Here is an 18,043-nt window from a genome sequence, read left to right on the forward strand (position 1 = left end):
TACAACGCAAAATTCGTTGGGGGTGAAACAATGGCTGAATTTATACTTGAAATGAAAAACATAATAAAACTCTTTCCAGGAGTCAAAGCGCTTGATAATGTAAATATAAAGGTTAGGACAGGTGAAATTCATGCTTTAGTTGGAGAAAACGGAGCAGGAAAGTCTACGCTAATGAGTGTGCTGAGCGGCATTTATCCGCATGGTACTTACAGCGGAGAAATTATATTTGAAGGAAAAGAATGTGTTTTTAGAGATATTAAAGACAGTGAAAAAGTTGGCATAGCCATAATTCATCAGGAACTCGCACTTATACCGTATCTTTCTATAGGAGAAAATATTTTTTTAGGTAATGAAAGATCAAAAAATGGAATTATAGATTGGGATACAACCCATGCAAAGGCTTCTGAATTTATAAAAAGAGTAGGACTTAAGGAAAATTCTCAAACACTTATTAAAGATATTGGAGTAGGAAAGCAGCAGCTTGTGGAGATTGCAAAGGCTCTTGCTAAGGATGTAAAACTTCTAATACTAGATGAGCCTACTGCAGCTTTAAATGAAGAAGACTCAAATAATTTATTGAATTTGATACTTGAATTAAAAAAGCACGAAATTACCTCAATTATTATTTCGCACAAGCTCAATGAAGTTATGAAGGTAGCAGATAGTATAACAATTCTTCGTGATGGTGCAACCATAGAAACCGTGAAAAAGGATTCCAGGGTAAGCGAAGACAGAATAATAAAAGGGATGGTAGGTCGTGATTTAGTAAATAGATATCCAAAACGTGAAGCTAAAATTGGAGAGGTGTATTTCCAGGTTGATAATTGGAGTGTATATGATCCAGTTATTGACGACAGAAAGGTTATAAAGGATGTAAACCTTAAAGTTCATAAAGGTGAGGTTGTAGGAATATCAGGACTTATGGGTTCTGGAAGAACAGAGCTTGCTATGAGCATCTTTGGAAGAGCTTATGGAAAGCATATTACTGGTAAAATTATCAAAGATGGAAGAGAACTTGAACTTAAAAATGTACGACAGGCAATAGATAATGGGCTGGCTTATGTTACTGAGGATAGAAAAACAGCAGGACTAGTGCTTATAGATGATATAAAAAGAAATATTTCTATGGCAAAGCTGAATAAGTTAAGTAAAAGTCAGATTATCGATGAAAATAAGGAAATTCGTGTGGCAGAGGACTATAGAAAAAAACTTAACATTAAATCCTCAAGTATTCTGCAGAAGACAGGAAATCTTTCTGGAGGAAATCAGCAGAAGGTAGTACTAAGCAAATGGATATTTACTGATCCAGAGGTGTTGATACTTGATGAGCCTACACGAGGAATTGACGTAGGAGCCAAATATGAAATTTATACAATCATAAACAAATTGGCGGAAGATGGCAAGGCTATCATTATTATTTCTTCCGAACTTCCTGAAATACTGGGAATGTGCGACAGAATTTATGTAATGAATGAGGGAAGAATTGTTGGAGAGCTTGATAATAAGGATGCGTCTCAGGAAAGTATAATGAAATGCATAATGCAGAGCAATAGGGAGGTAATATGATGGAACCTGTTAAAAACACTTCTAAAAATAATGCAGGAACTGATATAGTAGACACAATTAAGAATACTTTCAAGAGCAATATAAGACAGTATGCAATGCTTATTGCCCTTGTAGTAGTAATAGTTTTATTTCAGATTTTAACTGATGGGATACTTCTTGTTCCTATGAATGTGACAAATTTAGTGCTTCAAAACAGCTATGTAATAATCCTGGCTATTGGTATGACGCTTTGTATATTAACAGGTGGAAATATCGACCTTTCAGTTGGCTCAATATGTGCCTTTATTGGAGCTATAGCAGGGATGGGCATAATAACTATGAAGATGAATATAGTTATTGTTATTGCTTTATGCCTTGTAGTTGGTGTTCTTATTGGAGTATGGCAGGGTTTTTGGATTGCTTACGTAAGAATACCAGCCTTTATAGTAACCCTTGCAGGCATGCTGCTCTTTAGAGGACTTACAATTACTATGCTTAAAGGGTTGACTCTTTCACCATTTCCTGAAAACTTTCAATTGATAAGTGCTGGCTTTGTGCCTGATGTCTTCAAGGGATTTGTAGTCAAGCTAAACTTAACAGCACTTTTGGTGGGAATTATTATTTCAGTTATATATGTATATTCACAGGTAAAAAAGCGAGCAGAAAGACAAAAGTATAATTTTGAAGATATGCCTTTCAGACTTTTCATAATTCAACTTGTTGTAATACTGGCCGCAATAAATTTATTTACTTATTGGCTAGCGTCTTACAAAGGTATTCCAGTTATTTTAGTTCTAATTGGTACACTTATTGTTGTATATTCCTTTTTTACCACAAAGACAGTCCCAGGGAGATATATCTATGCCATGGGAGGTAATGAGAAGGCAGCAAAGCTTTCAGGTATTAATACTAACAAGGTACTCTTTCTTACCTATGTAAATATGTCATTACTAGCTGCGGTTGCAGGAATAGCCTTCAGTTCACGTCTTAATGCAGCTTCACCTCAAACTGGTATGAACTTTGAATTAGATGCCATAGCAGCCTGCTTTATAGGAGGAGCCTCTGCTTATGGAGGGGTTGGAACAGTTGTTGGAGCAATCATAGGAGCTTTATTTATGGGTGTTCTTAACAACGGTATGTCAATTCTAGGAGTAGGAAGCGATATGCAAATGACTATAAAAGGTTTGGTTCTATTAATGGCTGTAGCTTTTGATGTGCTTTCGAAGATGAAGGCAAAATCATAGAGGCTAAAGCTTATCGGGATGCTTCAAAATATAATTTACGCTTAAAGTACCCCTTTAATATATAAAATATGTCTTCTGAGCTACTAACTGTGCAAGAGGCTCAGAAAAGCCACAAACTAATAGTCTTTTGAAACAATTAGTTTGTGGCTTATATTTTGTAAATAGCTTTTTAATGAGTAATAAACACTTTTACGCACTAGTGATAATTTCGGTACAAGCTCCTTTAAACAATATTATTCCCCGCTTGCCAATTTGCTGGAAGTGTTTTGGCCATAATATGCAGTAGCACCATGTTTTCTTAGTAAATGCTTATCTAGTAGAGCCTGATCAATAGGACCTAGGTTTGGAGTAAGAGCGAAAGAATGGTAAGCCATTATTGGATTCTTTTCTTTAAATGTTTCTACAATATACATTGCCAGTTTCTATTTCATAATCTATGTTGATTTCCTCAGCAGTCATCTTTCTTGTGCAAGGTATTTCATTATAAAAGTAGTCCGCATGGGTAGTGCCATAAGCGGGGATTGACCTATCAGCTTGAACCCAAATAGTTGCCCATCTAGAATGAATGTGAACAACTCCATTAATGTCTTTAAAATTATTATATTTACAGCAGTTTCAAATTTGTTTGATTATTTCATAACATCTTAATTTGTATTATCTTAGCATTCTCTGAATACTGTTTCGAATGATTAATTTAGGTTCCATTTTTAAGTTGTTAAACTTCTGCCTTCTTTCAATTATAGGCAACATAGCTTTACCAGCCTCAATGCCTAGGAACTCTTTTGGATGAGCGACAGTAGTAAGTTTTATTTCAGAAGCTAGGGCAAGCTGCGAATCATCAAAGCTAACAATAGATAAATTCTCTGGAACCTTAATACTGTTTCATCTATAAGTCCTGAGATATTTTGATTCAACAAATTTTACAGACAAATACGTTCTCTTTCGTGAAGATTGTAGGTGCAGCTTTGGGTGAAGCTATTACTTGGAATAGAATATACGACTGCATAGGCGAAGCTGCAGGCGTTGAAGTGATCATGTTTAAACAGATTTTCTAGTAAAGTGCAAGCCTGATTTTGTTGCGACAGTAAGGTTTGAGCAAGGTGTAAAAATATGTCTGGAGAATATATTAAACAACCAAGAACTTCAGGTATATGATGAAGAATTTGATAAGTTCTGCGACAAGGTTATTGAAGCACAGTAACCTATAGGGCATGATAGAAGGTTTGTTCCAGATTGCATGAAAAAGTCCCTCAAGCATTAGTTTGGGGGACTTTTTTGTATTGTATAGGAAGTATTTATATTTTCAAAGCCTCAGTATTTGGTATAGCAGGTTTTCGTATCTGTTTCCGAGCATAGAAGAACACTCCTACTTGACCGAGCCCCGCTAAACCCCAGGTTACCGGATAGCAGATAAAGAGCATAACCATGGTTGGATACCAGGCGAAGATGGTAGCCAGCCAAACGATACGCATGAGGCATGCACCAAGAAGTGTGCAAAGCATAGGCAGTATGGAATAACCCATGCCTCGAGTAAGACCAGGATATACATTCATGGTTCCACAAGTGAAGTATGCAACCATCATGATTTTCATCCGAAGCATACCTAAGTCGATGACCTGAGGATCGGAGGTGTACAATCCAAGCATTGGTCTTCCAAAAAGCAGTGTGGCACCACCTAATACAATCCAAGTAGCGAAGATTAGTACTGTAACCACTTTTGCAACAGTATCAATTCGGTCGTACTTTTTTGCACCCATGTTTTGGCCTGTAAAGGTAATAGCTGCGTTATAATAGGCATTCATTGTAGTACCAATAAAACCTTCCACATTGCCTGCAGCGGAACTTGCCGCTACCATTGTTGAGCCGAAGGAGTTAACTGCTGATTGTATAAGAACATTGGAAATGGAAAACAGAAGTCCTTGAAGACCTGCAGGTAAGCCAATCTTTACGATGGATTTCAGTTTATCACCATCAATTCGCATCTTCTTGGGTATGAAGCGTATGGCTCCATCACTCTTAAGAAGACAAAGTATGATTAAGATTACCGAGATATATTGAGAAATTACTGTTGCCCATGCCACACCGTCTACGCTCATATGAAACACAACTACAAAGAATAGGTTTAGTATCACATTAACAATACCAGAAATAATGAGGTAGTACATCGGTCTTCGACTGTCTCCTACAGACCTTAGGATAGCTGCACTAAAGTTGTAAACCATGCTGGCAGGCATGCCGATGAAGAAGATTCTCATATATAGTACTGAAAGGTCGAGAATGTCCTCAGGGGTACCCATCATAGTCAGCAAGGGCTCAGCAAGAGCAAGACCAAGTAACATTACTATAACACCCCCAATGATGCTGATAGCAATTGAAGTGTGAACAGACCTGCTAACCGCAACCTTATCACCTGCGCCAGAGTCCTGCGCCACGATGACACTTGTACCTACAGATAATCCCATAAACAAGTTGACTATGAGGTTAATAAGTGGGCCAGTGGCACCTACTGCAGCTAGAGCATGGCTGCCAGAAAAACGCCCCACCACTACCATGTCGGCAGCATTAAAAAGCAGCTGCAGGATGTTCATTGCCATTATTGGTAATGCAAATATCAATACTTTACCAAGTAGTGGGCCGCTGGTCATATCCATACTACGTTTTCGTAGAATCATAAGAACATTCACTTCCTTTATATTCATTGTTTTATGTTGCTTTATTTTTCTGTAATAAATCCTCAAATATTAATTTTAAGACTGGCTCTTGATTAAAACAATGGAGTAAATTAAACATTTAGAAAATTTAGCTGTAATTTCTTATCTAATTATGTATTTAATTTTTATAAGGCTTTAAATTTATGATTATAAAAATGTAAATAGAATAAAAACTCGAAGTATAAGCGTTGGCGATTAATTATAGTTATGTTAACATAAAGATGTAGTGATAGGAAATTATGCCAAAGGTTAGTAGCAATCTGCTGCTAATTACTTGATTTTGATTAAAAGCTTAGATAGCAAAATTAATGGGGGTGCGATTATGTCTATAATGAATAATACTGAAAATGTGAAAGAACAATATAAGGATGACAATAATTTGGCAATAAGATGTAATTTACATGCCAAGCACAGCACGAATAAACAAGGTTTCTTTCCTTGGCTTTTCGGACAATATAAGTTTTCAAAGGGTTATAGAATACTAGAATTAGGATGCGGAAATGGTGGGCAATGGCAGAATAGGATTCAGCAGCTGCCAGAGGATTGCCTCTTGGTTTTATCTGACTTCTCAGAAGGTATGGTGAATATCGTCTGGGAAAAATATTCAAGCCATAATAATATGATAGCCCAGAAGGTAGATATTCAGAACATACCATTTCCTAATGATTGCTTTGATGTTGTAATTGCTAATCATATGTTATATCATGTTCCAGATTTACATAAGGCGCTTTCGGAAGTCAAAAGAGTACTAAAATCTGGTGGCAAGTTTTATGCTTCAACAAATGGTAATGGCGGTATGAGGCCATATCTGCGTAACGCCTTTAAACAAGTTAGTCCAAAACTAGATACTTTCACAAAAGACTTTTCTTTTAATCTGCAAAATGGAAAGGAGATATTAGGCCGATACTTTCCTAATGTTCAAAGGTTTGATTTTGAAGATTCGTTATCTATCACAGAAACACAGGATTTAATAGATTGGTTGAAATCCACAATAACTATAGCAAGTTATTCTGAAAATGACTTAGAAGGCTTATACGATTATTTTGAAGAGATTAGAAAAAAGGAAGGCGCAATTAATATTCCAAAAGAAACTGGACTGTTTATCTGTACAAAGAAATAGCCTTAGAGCATGTAAACATAATTAGAAATTACTTGCTCTACAATGTCATTATATCTGTGAATAAATTTATATGGAATTAGTAAAGCATTTTAAGATTATGTACTTTTAAAATAATTGACATGGTTTCTGATTTTTTATATAATTTAAAAGAGAACGGAGGTTTTCTAATGCAGTATCAAAAGGATGAAGTGCGTAACAGGATAGTTGAAGAAGCTCTAAAAGAGTTTAATGAAAAAGGCTATGAAGGTGCATCCATTAGAAATATAGCTAAAAATTCAAACACATCTGTAGGAAACTTATATAAGTATTTTAAATCAAAAGAAGAGCTGCATGAAAATCTTGTGGGTGCTATTTATGATAGATTTGTGGATTACATTACGCAGTTTGCGAATGTGGAGCTTAACGAAAAGGCAGAAACCATATTTTACAAGCTAGCTGATGAGATAATGGAAATTTTTAATAAGAACAATTTTGAAATTTCTATACTTCTTAATGAAAGTAAAGGGACAAAGTATGAGAACTGCAAAAGTATTTTTGTTGATTTTGTAACAAGAATCTTAACAGAAAAAACTCAGTACGAGCTGTCATTACAGGGCAAAAGACTGGAGGATAATTTTATTATATATCTTCTTTCCCAAAGCCTTCTAGAGAGCATTGCTGTTATAGTTAAGAAATGCAATGATGGTTCACAGGTTAGAAGACTCACTTTGAACTTAATCGATATTTTTTTTACTGATCTTATAAATAAATTAGATACCGAAGATATAAAATAATAACAAGCTTCTCTATGTATAAACACAGCTTAAGGTCTTGGACTATGGAATTTTTGTAAAATAGAGAAGTATTTTTTTGGACTAAAAGAGAACCGACGTTCACAAGCTGACAAAGAAGGAGCATGAAATGGAAAATTATGTTGAATTTAAAAATGTAAAAAAGAGCTATGATATGGGTGAAGTAGTAATTAATGCAGTTAATGACGTTTCATTCTCAATAGAAAAGGGAGAGTTTGTTGTTATTCTTGGAGCCAGTGGTGCAGGAAAATCAACAATACTTAATCTTTTAGGCGGTATGGATTCTGTTACAGAAGGAAGCATATATGTTGATGGTAATGAAATAAGCAAGTATGACAAAAAGCAGCTTACAAAATATAGACGTGATGATATAGGCTTCGTCTTTCAATTTTATAATTTAGTTCAGAATCTTAATGCTCTTGAAAATGTAGAGCTAGCAGTTGAAATATGTGAAGATTCCATGGACCCGGCTGAGGTTTTAAAAAGCGTTGGTCTTGAGGATAGGCTGTACAACTTCCCTTCACAGCTTTCGGGTGGGGAGCAGCAAAGGGTATCCATAGCAAGGGCAATTGCAAAGAATCCTAAACTGCTTCTTTGTGACGAGCCAACAGGAGCATTAGATTATAATACTGGAAAGGCAATATTAAAAATGTTGTCTGATACAGCAAAGCTATACAATATGACCGTTATAGTTATTACGCATAATTCGGCTATTGCACCAATAGCTGATAGGGTAATCACTGTGAGAAGTGGCAAGATAGCTAGTATGATAAAGAATGAAAATCCTGTTTCCATAGAAAGCATAGAGTGGTAATTATGAAAAGATCATTTTTTAAAAACTTAAACAGAGACATAAAAAAATCGCTTTCAAGATTTTTATCTATAGTTGTGATTATTACTGTTGGAGTGGCATTTTATGCTGGCGTTAGAGCGACAAGCCCGTCCATGAAAATATCTGCTGATACTTACTTTAGTAAGAATAACTTTATGGATTATAAGCTTATATCTACTCTAGGACTCACAAATGGCGATGTAGAGGAAATTAAAAAACTAAGTGGAGTAACACAAGCAGAAGGTTCCTATTCAATTGATGTAGTAGTAGAAATAGATAAACGTCAATTAGTACTCAACATTAATTCAATGCCTGCAGAAAATTCAATCAACCAGATTAAGCTGATGAAAGGTAGAAAGGCAGAAGCTGCCGACGAAGTAGTTGTAGAGGAAAGATTTATGGAGAACCATAAGCTATCCTTAGGTGACACTATAGTACTTAAATCAGGAGATGAAAATGCTTTAGAAGATAATTTAAAAAGCACTGAATTTAAAATTGTTGGAACTGCTGAATCTCCTTTATATATTTCAGAGCAAAGACAGCCAAGTTCTGTAGGAAATGGCTCTGTTAAAGGCTTTATGTTTATACTTCCTGAAGTTTTTAAAAGCGAGGTTTATACGGAAATCTATGTAAAAACAGATAGCCCTCAATCGGAAAAAAGCCTTTTGGATAATGAAGGCTATACTAGCTTTAATGAAACTATAGAAAAATCTCTTAAGGATATTGGAGTATCAAGAAATGAGATAAGGTATGCAGAGGTATTAGGAAAAGCTAATGACAAACTCAATGAAGCACAAGCTGAGCTTGATAGCTCAAAAAAAGAAGCCTTAGAAAAATTTGCTGATGGTTATAAAGAGCTGGATAAGGCTAAGGATAAAATTCGTAAGGGCAAGGAAGAACTTGTGAAAAATGAGGTGCTTTTTAATAAGCAGATGACAGCAGCTCAAAAACAGATAGAAGATGGAAAAAAGCAGATTATATATGCAGAAAGCAATATAAATGCAAAAAAGAAAGAAATAGCAGATGCAAAGCTTCTGCTTGGTGAAGAAAATCCGCAGCTTAAAGCAGCTGAAGCTGAAATTAATAAAGGAGCAGCAGAGCTTGAGGCAAACAAGGGAAAAATTTCAGCTTCAGAAGTAGAATTAGCAAAGGGAAGGAATGAAGGTCTGGCAAAGCTCAGTAGTGCAAGAAAGAAACTTGAGGATGGGCAGAAAGAAATTGATGCTAATTATACAAAGCTAAAATCCGAGGAAGCAAAAGCAAATGAAAAGATAAGGGATGGAGAAGTTGAAATTCAACAAAATAGAGATAAGCTTAAGGATATTAAAAAACCTGACTGGTATGTACTTGGAAGATCCCATAATGCTGGTTATGAAACGTATAGGCAGGACAGTGACAGAATTGATAGTATAGGAAAGGTGTTTCCTCTAATATTTTTCCTTGTTGCATCCTTGGTAAGTCTTACAACCATGACAAGAATGGTTCAGGAAAAAAGAACAGAGATTGGCACTTTTAAAGCCTTAGGCTATTCGAGTGCTTCCATAGTAGCTCACTATCTTATTTACGGACTTTCAGCAAGTATTTTAGGCAGCATTATTGGTATCTTTGTTGGGTTTAGATTATTCCCGTCCTTAATAATGAATGCTTATGCCACTCGTTATGATATCGGTGAAATGATAGTACCTTTCAATTCAAACCTTGCTCTCCAGGCAGCGCTGATTGCGGTGTTGTTTACAGCGGCTGCAGCAGTTGCATCTGCTTTGGAGGAACTGAGAGAAGTTCCAGCTTCTTTAATGAGGCCCAAACCACCTAAGTCAGGAAAAACCATACTTCTTGAAAGAATTAATTTTATATGGAAAAGAATGAACTTTACAAAAAAGGTTACAGCAAGGAATATCTTTAGATATAAACAGAGGCTGTTTATGACAGTGGTAGGCATTGCAGCTTGTACTGGATTAATGATAACGGGTTTTGGATTAAAGGAAGGAATAATCGGTGCAACAGAAGCACAATTCAGCAGTATATATAAATATGATATGCAGGGCACTTTAAGTAAAAACTTAAATACATCTGATAAAAATGCTCTAAAGGGCAAAGCTGCAGGTACTTTAAATGTCAAAGCAATTATGTTCAGCTATTCAAAAAATGTTTCAATAAACATGAAAGATAACAAAAGTCAGGATGCCTATTTGGTTGTTCCTGAAAATAAACAGGAACTTAACAACTATATTAATTTAAGTGTAAATAGTGAAGGATTAAAACTTAAGGATGATGGTGTTATTTTAACTAAGAAATTAGCTAAGCTTTTAGATAAAAAAGTTGGAGATACCATCGAAGTCAACCTAGAGGATAACACCTTCCAAGCTAAGATTTCTGGGATAACAGAGCATTACCTTCAACATTATATCTATATAAGCCCTGATTACTACGAAAGTTTGACAGGAAATAGCTTAGCCTTTAACAGTTTCTACGGACTTTTAAATAATTTATCTGAGGAAGAAGAGGATAATACTTTAAGTGCGTTGAAAGCTTTAGACGATATCAACTCTGTTGAATTTAAAAGCAATGTGCATATTAACTTCAACAAGATGTCTTCTGCAATTAATTCTGTAATACCAGTGTTAATAGTATCAGCAGGCGTTTTAGCTTTTGTTGTAATGTACAACCTCACCAACATAAATATCGAGGAAAGAAAAAGGGAACTTGCAACAATAAAGCTTTTAGGATTTTTTAATTATGAACTTGCAGCTTATATCTACAGGGAAAATATGATATTAACTGTTCTTGGAAGTTTGTTCGGGGTACCAATGGGAATGTTTTTTAATAAGTTTATAATTGGTACTGCAGAAACTAATGATATATTATTCCTGCAAAAGATTGGCCCAGTTTACTATTTAATTTCGATTTTGCTCACATTGTTATTTTCAGTAGTTGTAAATCTAGCCATGTATGCAAGATTTGATAAAATTGATATGATAGAGTCTCTTAAGAGTGCTGAATAAAATCTTAAGCAGTGCAAGTACTTATGAAACTAAAGTCCTCGCAGAACAACTTGTTAACAATAAAAAAAGATAACTTTTTAAAAAGTTATCTTTTTTTATTGTTAATTTTTTCCTTTAAAAACTATTTATCAAGATGAAGTTATTTCTCCGCCATTTACATGTATTGTCTGACCAACTACGAAGCGTGAATCATCAGATGCAAGAAAAACGTAGGCAGGAGCAAGCTCAAAGGGCTGTGCCTGGCGCTTCATAGGGTTATTGACCTGAGTAACTTCATCTGGTGAAAAGCTTGCTGGAATCAGGGGAGTCCATACCCTTCCAGGTGCAACTGCATTGACACGTATGCCTTTGCTTATAAGGTTGTTTGCTAGTGCTCTTGTAAACCCAACATTGGCTGCTTTACTGGCAGTATAGTCGATTAATTGTTCGTTGCCCTCATAGGCTACAACCGAAGCCGTATTTATTATAGTACTTCCTGCTTTTAGATAGGGGAGGGCTGCTCTGGTTGTATAGAAGTGAGAGTATATGTTTACTTTGAAGGTATCATCAAACTGTTCGTCGCTAATATCAAGCAGGCTAAGCTGTTGAAACTGGATTCCAACGTGATTGCACAGAATATCTAGCTTGCCAAAAGTTTTGATTGTTTTCTCAACAATATTGATGCATTGCTGCTTTTCTCTCAGGTCACCCGGCAGCAGCAAACAGCGTTGACCAAGTTCTTCAATTCTTGATTTTGTACGATTTGCATCCTCATGCTCGTCTAAATAGGCAATTGCAACATCTGCTCCTTCTTTAGCGAAGGCAATTGATACTGCAGCACCAATTCCGCTATCTCCACCTGTTATTAGGGCTACTTTACCTTCTAATTTTCCGCTTCCCTTATAGTTTGGGTTTTCAACGATTGGCCTTGGAATCATCAAGCTTTCTAAGCCAGGCTGACGGAGCTGACGCTGCTCGGGTACTGTAATAGGTACCTCTTCGTAACGGGTTATCTTCCCGTAGTTAGGGTACATAGGATACCCATTATTTTTTGATTCTTTTCGAAATGATATATCATCCTTATGCATGGAAGACCTCCACCATATATGCTTTACTAAATCATTTTATGTAACCCGCCGCAAGAGTGTGAATGTTTTTCTGTAGAAAAACATTGCTTTGTTAGTGCACTTGATAATGTGGAATTGAATAAACTAAAAAGTATGTAGAAATAAATTTTCTAAGGAGGCTGTATTATGTCAAAAAGTAAATCTTGTCCAGGAGTAAGACTCCTGTTAGTGAATCAATCTAAAGAAAAAGTTGAAGTTTTATATACCCCAAACACTCATCCCTTTAAACTGCCCAAGATTGGATTAAGACCGCCTTATTACTGCAATCCACGCTGTGAGAGAAACTATCCTATTATTTAGTTAAACTCTCAGTGTAATACAGTGTATATTTTTTTTATGTATTAATAAGATGAGCACCACTGCTGATTTTGGATTATAGTTATATAGCTGCATTAAAAAGGAAGCACTTATAGTTGCTTCCTTTTTGAATTTTTTACATTTCATCTTCCGATATTATCCCAATGCTCATAAGCTTCATTGAGTTCCAAAGAAGCATTTGATTTATCCTTTACCATAATCGCTCCTCTAAGTCTTGCAAGATTTATATCAAAGTCATTAAGTTCGTCTCTTTCAGCACTAAACTGAACTCTTTTAACTATCTTTTTCCAAGCCTTTTCAAGTTGATCAGTTTTCTTACTCGCTTCATCCCAGTTCTCATTTCCGACATCTTTTAAGATAAGCTGAATAGAATTAGGAATATCGTCATCTTTCCCTAAGGGCTTCTTTAGAAAGTTAGCACTTATCATTATAAGTACAAAAATAATAAGTGCAGCTATTGGTATTGCTCTAATAATAAATTTCCTCATTAAGTTACACTCCTTAGTATGGTCCATCATAGTCGCCTATATCAGTTACCTTCTTTATATGATCCTCATATTTGTCTATATAAAGAGAACCTGCAGGGTTTAAAGTAGCTAGAAAAACCTCTGATATATCTTTGATTCCATGAGTTTTTAGTTGATTTAAAAGCCACTTTCTATCTTTATTGAGCTGTCTAAGATTTTCTTCAAAAAGTATGCCATCGTATATAAGCTCTGTGCTGATGCCTGAGGAGTTCTTTTTTATACTTATATCCATTGCTGTTAACGGTTCATACTCTGGCTTTCTAAGCACAGAAAGCTGACCATTAGGTTCAATTATAGCAAAATCAACCTGTGTCAAATCAAAGATATCCTTGTTGCGAAGCAGTTCCATAACATCAGAAGCTCTGTATTTTGTCTTCTTTAGTGTGCTCTCCATTATTTTGCCATTCATAATAACTATGGTTGGTTCACCCTCTATATATTTTGCAGCATATCTCCATTTCATAGTAATGTACTCCATTAAGTAACCCAGCACACACCATCCTAATAATCCAACAAAGTGAGGCCAAGCCCTACTGGACAAATCCGTAGTTAAAGTGGCAGCAATAGATCCAATTGTAATACCAAGTACATAATCAAAAAATGTTAATTGGCTTATTTGTTCTTTTCCGAGAAGCTTTGCAAAGATAAGCAGACTGAAGAAGCCGATTATAGAACGTACTAATACAACTAAACCTTCACTCAAAAGAACTACCCCCTATATTTTAATAGCTGTTCATAATATTATTTTATAATTCTATTATTCATCAACCAAGAAACTTTATTCTATAGGCTTGTTACCTTGACATAAGCAATTTTAGCTAATGCTAATACATAAACAAGTTTAAATTTGTGATACTAAGATTAATAAAAGGATTTTGTCAATTTTTTTTGTTAATAAACTGTACCTTTGGAGGGGAGATAAATGTTTGATAGATATGATACTAGGTTTAAGATTGCAATTGTTTGGGTGGTAGCCTTTTTAGGAATATGGAGTTTGTTTCAGAGTTACTTTCCAATTAAATCCATGAAACAGCAGCTAAACCAGATTGAAGAGAGTATTGATAAGAAGGATTGGGTTCAGGCAAAAGAGAATGCTTCTAGATTTAAAGAAAATTTCAGGAGAAATAGAATCTTCATTCAAATGAACAACGCAACTGAAGCGTTCACTGTCTTTGAGCAAAATATTGGACAACTGGAGACTTCTGTAAAGCATAAGCAAGATAGTGCATTAGAATATGTAGGTGCACTTAGAGAGGCTATAGATTTAGTCATAAAACCATTCTCAGGACCATAACTGTTATAAGCTTATAGGAGGAGCTCTCTTATGTATATTATTTTAAGCTATTCTGTAAGGATATTTTTAGTTTACTTTTTTACATACTTAGCTACAAGAATACTGACTAAAAAGGCTATGGCAGAAATGACTGCTTATGATATAGCCGGCCTAATGATCTTGGCTAATGTGGCATCAGAACCACTAGTTGATAAGGTGGTAGTGAAATCAGTATATGGAGTAGGTCTTTTGGTTCTTCTAATAGTTTTAGCTGCTCGTCTAGCGGTTATAAATAGATTTACAATGTTTTTCGAACATACTGCCACTAGGATTATTGAGAATGGACAGTTAAATATGAAAGCTTTGAAAAAGCTAAGCCTAAGCTTAAATCAACTTGAAGGTCTTTTAAGACAGCAGGGCTATGATAAGGTCTCCGATGTACAAACTGCGATTTTTGAACCTCAGGGAAATTTATCGGTGTTTCCTAAGGCTGAGAATAAGCCTGCAACCTTAAAAGATTTAAATATAAAAACTCAAAATGAACGCATTACATTACCTTTAGTTTTCGATGGTAGTATAGCCTATGCTAATTTAAAGCATTTAGGTAAAGATGAAACTTGGCTTTTGGAAGAACTCAAGAAACAAGGCTACCAAGATTATAAAAATGAAGTAGCTTTAGCAGAACTAGATCCTTCTTGGAATTTACGTATTTTAAAAAAGTAATTATTATTATGACAAGTTTTTCATATTGCTAGTTGTGATATTATAGAAATATGTGGAATTAAGTAAAATTAGATGATAAAATCATTTTATAAATACCTACAAATTTAAGTTATCAGAAATTATGGGGGAACCATCATAAATGATGAAGCTTTACCAATGGGTTCAGATAAATCACCTTACTTATTAGTAAGAGATGGCTTGGTAATTAAGATAAGTCAACAATTTATTGATTTAACAGGGTTTTCTTTTGACGAGCTATTAAATCAGAATATAGATAGCATATTTAAAATACTGAGGATTGGTCCCGATGTAAATACTAATGATATCGATGAAAATATCGATTATTTCCTATTTACAAAGTTACTTGAAGTTAGGAGAGTTAACATTAAGCTAGTAGAAGAGGCTCAAATTAAGTGTTTTGTTTTTGAAGAGAAGCCTAATTTTAATCTTGATGCTAAATTTCCATTGATGAGCAAGCTGTGCTTAGATAACTATTATGGTATTGCTGTATTTAGCCTTCCAGATATGATTCTTTTAAAGGCTAATGAAACTTTTGCAAGCTTTTTTGACAAGCCATTTAATAAGAAAGAGAATTGTATAGGAAGGCGAGTTAGTGATTTTGTAACTGGTTTTAAGGGAAGCACTTCTGAAAAGATATGGCAGACTATCGTTGAGACTGGAAAAACTCATAAAATAGATGAGTATGTATATGATAGATTTGAAAGAGGCATTACTTATTGGAAGACGACTCTTACTCCTATATGTGAGAATGGAAAATTAAAGTATTGCATTGAAATGACTGAGGATATAACAGAGCAGGTATTATATAGAAAGACAGTAGAAGAACAGGCGAGAGTAATAAAAGAGCAAAATGAGCGTCTTAAGCTGCAGGCAGAAGAGATAAAACAGCAAAAGGAAGAACTTCTTAGTGCAGAATATGAAAAAAATATAGCCCTTGAAAAGGCTTTAGAGATGAAAGACGAATTCTTGTCACTAATAACACATGAGTTTAGGACACCACTTAATGTTATTAATACTGCTATCCAAGCTATTAATTATTTTTGTATAAATGAATTGTCTGAAAGGACTAAAAAGTATGTAGATATGATTAGGCTTAATACCTTCAGACAATTGAGGCTGGTTAATAATCTTCTTGATATTACAAGAGCAAACGCAGGTAGAATTAAAATTAATAAAAAGAACCTAGATATAGTTTTTATATCTAAAGCTATTACAGAATCTGTACAAGCTTATGCTTCTCAAAAGGGGGTAGAGGTAACTTTTATCTCTAAAATCCACAGGAAGGTTATAGGCATTGACGATGAAAAATACGAAAGAATTCTTTTAAATCTACTCTCAAATGCTATTAAATTTACGCCAAAGGGTAAAAGTATAACTGTAAGTCTTGCTTCCAAGAAAAAGAGTATTTGTATTGAAGTAAAGGATGAAGGCATTGGGATACCTAAAGACAAGATGAAAGTTATATTTGAAAGGTTTGGACAGGTTGACAGCTCTTTATCAAGGCAAGCAGAAGGAACGGGCATAGGTTTATCACTAGTTAAGAGATTTATTGAGGCGTTAGACGGCAGCATATCTGTGAAGAGTACAGTGAATAAAGGAAGTACCTTTTCAATTTTGCTGCCAGATGAAATTATAGATGAGAAAGAGAATGAAATGGAAAGTGCAGATTTAATGGATAATCGTTTGGTTCAAGTTACCAATGTAGAGTTTTCCGATATTTATTTATAGCATGAGAACTGGAAAGATATTGATTAGCGAAAATAAATAATTATTAAGAGTAAAACATGTTTGGCCATAATTTACTGTTAATACATAAGATAACTATAACTAAATAAAAAGTTAACAAGTTATATACGCAAGTATTGGCATATATAACTTGTTGACTTTTTCTCTGCTAGAGGGCATTAAAATCAATTAGTTTAACCGCTCTTTCATAATCTCTCTGTATTCTTTCGGAGAAGAACCTTTAATTTTCTTAAAAATTTTGGAAAAGGCAAGAGGATCTTCATAGCCTACTGAACGGGAGATTTCACTTATGGATAATGAAGGTGTAGACATAAATTCAGTTGCTTTATCCATTCTGTATTTAATCAAAAACTCCTGGGGTGACATATTTAGATAACTTTTAAATATGGAGCTTAAATAGCTTCTGTTCAATCCGATGTATTCTGCTAAGTTTGTAACACTAATATTGTGAGAAAAATTTTTTTCAATGTATTCAATACATTTTTTTATATAAATATCCTTTTGACTGTTTTCTGAAATAGTATGTTTATCAGCATTTCCAACCAATTCAGATAAATACAAAAAAAGCAGTCCATGTAATTTAAGTTCATTTTCCTCAGTAGGAGTTTGGTATTGAATCATCTCATCAACATACTTTTCTATTAAATCGCCTCTTTTATATGTAAATATGGGATTATTTCTGGATATATTAGCTTGTTTTAGATAATTTTCAGCCTTAAAGCCTGAAAAGCCAACCCAATTATAGTACCAAGGGGTAGACTCATCTGCTTCATAATAGGTTAAGACATTAGGAAAAATGACAAACGCCTGATTTTTAGTTAGCTTATAGGTTTTGCCATCTACGTAATAGCTTCCTTCACCATCAATAATATAATGGATTAAAAAGTGATCCCTTACAGCTGGACCATATGAGTGACGAGGTTTGCAGGTTTCCTTACCGCATGTATATAAAACCAAATCAATATTATCTCGCTTTGAGTTTACAAAACCAGAAATAGACATTTTTATACATTCCTCCTTCCATCTAACATTATACCATATTTAAGTAACAAATTTCTATTTATAAAAAATATTAAAAAAGTAA

The 18,043-nt window shown here is 34.7% G+C and carries 16 protein-coding genes and 1 pseudogene; 10 read left to right on the forward strand and 7 right to left on the reverse strand.

The annotated features are described in order from the left end of the window. The first annotated feature begins 30 nt into the window (after positions 1 to 30). Both mmsA and mmsB read left to right on the forward strand, forming a co-directional pair. Positions 31 to 1,566, forward strand: coding sequence for a multiple monosaccharide ABC transporter ATP-binding protein (gene mmsA / locus NBE98_RS14730; protein ID WP_250815765.1), 1,536 nt, complete (start codon positions 31 to 33; stop codon positions 1,564 to 1,566). Beyond that, positions 1,566 to 2,789, forward strand: coding sequence for a multiple monosaccharide ABC transporter permease (gene mmsB / locus NBE98_RS14735; RefSeq protein WP_432432686.1), 1,224 nt, complete (start codon positions 1,566 to 1,568; stop codon positions 2,787 to 2,789). Before mmsA ends, mmsB begins: the two co-directional genes overlap by 1 nt. A 233-nt stretch (positions 2,790 to 3,022) precedes the next feature. Here mmsB and NBE98_RS14740 read toward each other — a convergent pair. The 3 genes and pseudogenes from NBE98_RS14740 to NBE98_RS14745 form a co-directional block, all read right to left on the reverse strand. Next, positions 3,023 to 3,392, reverse strand: a pseudogene (locus tag NBE98_RS14740) (class II aldolase/adducin family protein); the annotation flags it as partial. A 51-nt stretch (positions 3,393 to 3,443) separates the two neighbouring features. Further along, complete coding sequence (locus tag NBE98_RS22605) at positions 3,444 to 3,665, reverse strand: substrate-binding domain-containing protein (protein WP_432432687.1); 222 nt, start codon at positions 3,663 to 3,665, stop codon at positions 3,444 to 3,446. Positions 3,666 to 4,084: 419 nt separating this feature from the next. Next, positions 4,085 to 5,461, reverse strand: a complete 1,377-nt coding sequence (locus tag NBE98_RS14745) for an MATE family efflux transporter (RefSeq protein WP_250815768.1) — start codon at positions 5,459 to 5,461, stop codon at positions 4,085 to 4,087. A 361-nt stretch (positions 5,462 to 5,822) separates the two neighbouring features. Between NBE98_RS14745 and NBE98_RS14750 the strand changes: the two genes are divergently transcribed. The 4 genes from NBE98_RS14750 (at position 5,823) to NBE98_RS14765 (ending at position 11,245) form a co-directional block, all read left to right on the forward strand. Next, on the forward strand, positions 5,823 to 6,620 hold the full coding sequence (locus NBE98_RS14750) for a class I SAM-dependent methyltransferase (RefSeq protein WP_250815770.1): 798 nt from the start codon (positions 5,823 to 5,825) through the stop codon (positions 6,618 to 6,620). 167 nt (positions 6,621 to 6,787) lie between these two features. After that, complete coding sequence (locus NBE98_RS14755) at positions 6,788 to 7,393, forward strand: TetR/AcrR family transcriptional regulator (protein ID WP_250815771.1); 606 nt, start codon at positions 6,788 to 6,790, stop codon at positions 7,391 to 7,393. A 127-nt stretch (positions 7,394 to 7,520) separates the two neighbouring features. Further along, the gene (locus tag NBE98_RS14760) at positions 7,521 to 8,225 is read left to right on the forward strand and encodes an ABC transporter ATP-binding protein (RefSeq protein ID WP_250815772.1); all 705 of its coding nucleotides are present in this window, start codon (positions 7,521 to 7,523) and stop codon (positions 8,223 to 8,225) included. Positions 8,226 to 8,227: 2 nt separating this feature from the next. Beyond that, positions 8,228 to 11,245 carry an FtsX-like permease family protein gene (locus tag NBE98_RS14765; protein WP_250815773.1) on the forward strand — a complete coding sequence of 1,006 codons (3,018 nt, stop codon included), beginning with the start codon at positions 8,228 to 8,230 and terminating at the stop codon, positions 11,243 to 11,245. Between the two features lie 128 nt (positions 11,246 to 11,373). On the opposite strand, the gene NBE98_RS14770 is transcribed toward NBE98_RS14765, so the two are convergent. Continuing rightward, on the reverse strand, positions 11,374 to 12,312 hold the full coding sequence (locus NBE98_RS14770) for an SDR family oxidoreductase (protein WP_250815774.1): 939 nt from the start codon (positions 12,310 to 12,312) through the stop codon (positions 11,374 to 11,376). 165 nt (positions 12,313 to 12,477) lie between these two features. On the opposite strand from NBE98_RS14770, the gene NBE98_RS14775 reads away from it, so the two are divergent. Next, a complete protein-coding gene (locus NBE98_RS14775) occupies positions 12,478 to 12,651 on the forward strand; it encodes a hypothetical protein (RefSeq protein ID WP_250815775.1) in 174 nt (57 codons plus the stop codon). Positions 12,652 to 12,791: 140 nt separating this feature from the next. Here NBE98_RS14775 and NBE98_RS14780 read toward each other — a convergent pair whose 3' ends face one another. Both NBE98_RS14780 and NBE98_RS14785 read right to left on the reverse strand, forming a co-directional pair. Then, positions 12,792 to 13,157, reverse strand: a complete 366-nt coding sequence (locus tag NBE98_RS14780; protein ID WP_250815776.1) for a DUF4363 family protein — start codon at positions 13,155 to 13,157, stop codon at positions 12,792 to 12,794. 13 nt (positions 13,158 to 13,170) lie between these two features. Further along, entirely contained in the window at positions 13,171 to 13,899 is a 729-nt protein-coding gene (locus tag NBE98_RS14785; RefSeq protein ID WP_250815777.1) for a DUF421 domain-containing protein, read from the reverse strand. A gap of 219 nt (positions 13,900 to 14,118) precedes the next feature. Here NBE98_RS14785 and NBE98_RS14790 point away from each other — a divergent pair, with 219 nt between their 5' ends. The 3 genes from NBE98_RS14790 to NBE98_RS14800 all read left to right on the forward strand — a co-directional run bounded on the left by NBE98_RS14790 (position 14,119) and on the right by NBE98_RS14800 (position 16,941). Beyond that, positions 14,119 to 14,490, forward strand: a complete 372-nt coding sequence (locus tag NBE98_RS14790) for a DUF4363 family protein (protein ID WP_250815778.1) — start codon at positions 14,119 to 14,121, stop codon at positions 14,488 to 14,490. 30 nt (positions 14,491 to 14,520) lie between these two features. After that, on the forward strand, positions 14,521 to 15,192 hold the full coding sequence (locus tag NBE98_RS14795) for a DUF421 domain-containing protein (RefSeq protein WP_250815779.1): 672 nt from the start codon (positions 14,521 to 14,523) through the stop codon (positions 15,190 to 15,192). 156 nt (positions 15,193 to 15,348) lie between these two features. After that, positions 15,349 to 16,941 (forward strand): sensor histidine kinase, encoded by a 1,593-nt coding sequence (locus NBE98_RS14800; RefSeq protein WP_250815780.1) that lies wholly within the window; start codon positions 15,349 to 15,351, stop codon positions 16,939 to 16,941. A 186-nt stretch (positions 16,942 to 17,127) separates the two neighbouring features. Here the strand turns inward: NBE98_RS14800 and NBE98_RS14805 are convergent, their stop codons facing one another. Continuing rightward, positions 17,128 to 17,961: an AraC family transcriptional regulator gene (locus tag NBE98_RS14805; RefSeq protein WP_250815781.1), complete on the reverse strand. Its 834-nt coding sequence runs from the start codon at positions 17,959 to 17,961 to the stop codon at positions 17,128 to 17,130. Positions 17,962 to 18,043: the final 82 nt, after the last annotated feature.

Source organism: Clostridium swellfunianum (genome assembly GCF_023656515.1).
Lineage (GTDB): Bacteria > Bacillota > Clostridia > Clostridiales > Clostridiaceae > Clostridium_AT > Clostridium_AT swellfunianum.

Coding starts and splice junctions, on each gene's coding strand:
- mmsA (WP_250815765.1), top strand. CDS start 31: ATGGCTGAATTTATACTTGAAATGAAAAACATAATAAAACTCTTTCCA.
- mmsB (WP_432432686.1), top strand. CDS start 1,566: ATGGAACCTGTTAAAAACACTTCTAAAAATAATGCAGGAACTGATATA.
- NBE98_RS14745 (WP_250815768.1), bottom strand. CDS start 5,461: ATGATTCTACGAAAACGTAGTATGGATATGACCAGCGGCCCACTACTT.
- NBE98_RS14750 (WP_250815770.1), top strand. CDS start 5,823: ATGTCTATAATGAATAATACTGAAAATGTGAAAGAACAATATAAGGAT.
- NBE98_RS14755 (WP_250815771.1), top strand. CDS start 6,788: ATGCAGTATCAAAAGGATGAAGTGCGTAACAGGATAGTTGAAGAAGCT.
- NBE98_RS14760 (WP_250815772.1), top strand. CDS start 7,521: ATGGAAAATTATGTTGAATTTAAAAATGTAAAAAAGAGCTATGATATG.
- NBE98_RS14765 (WP_250815773.1), top strand. CDS start 8,228: ATGAAAAGATCATTTTTTAAAAACTTAAACAGAGACATAAAAAAATCG.
- NBE98_RS14770 (WP_250815774.1), bottom strand. CDS start 12,312: ATGCATAAGGATGATATATCATTTCGAAAAGAATCAAAAAATAATGGG.
- NBE98_RS14775 (WP_250815775.1), top strand. CDS start 12,478: ATGTCAAAAAGTAAATCTTGTCCAGGAGTAAGACTCCTGTTAGTGAAT.
- NBE98_RS14780 (WP_250815776.1), bottom strand. CDS start 13,157: ATGAGGAAATTTATTATTAGAGCAATACCAATAGCTGCACTTATTATT.
- NBE98_RS14790 (WP_250815778.1), top strand. CDS start 14,119: ATGTTTGATAGATATGATACTAGGTTTAAGATTGCAATTGTTTGGGTG.
- NBE98_RS14795 (WP_250815779.1), top strand. CDS start 14,521: ATGTATATTATTTTAAGCTATTCTGTAAGGATATTTTTAGTTTACTTT.
- NBE98_RS14800 (WP_250815780.1), top strand. CDS start 15,349: ATGGGTTCAGATAAATCACCTTACTTATTAGTAAGAGATGGCTTGGTA.
- NBE98_RS14805 (WP_250815781.1), bottom strand. CDS start 17,961: ATGTCTATTTCTGGTTTTGTAAACTCAAAGCGAGATAATATTGATTTG.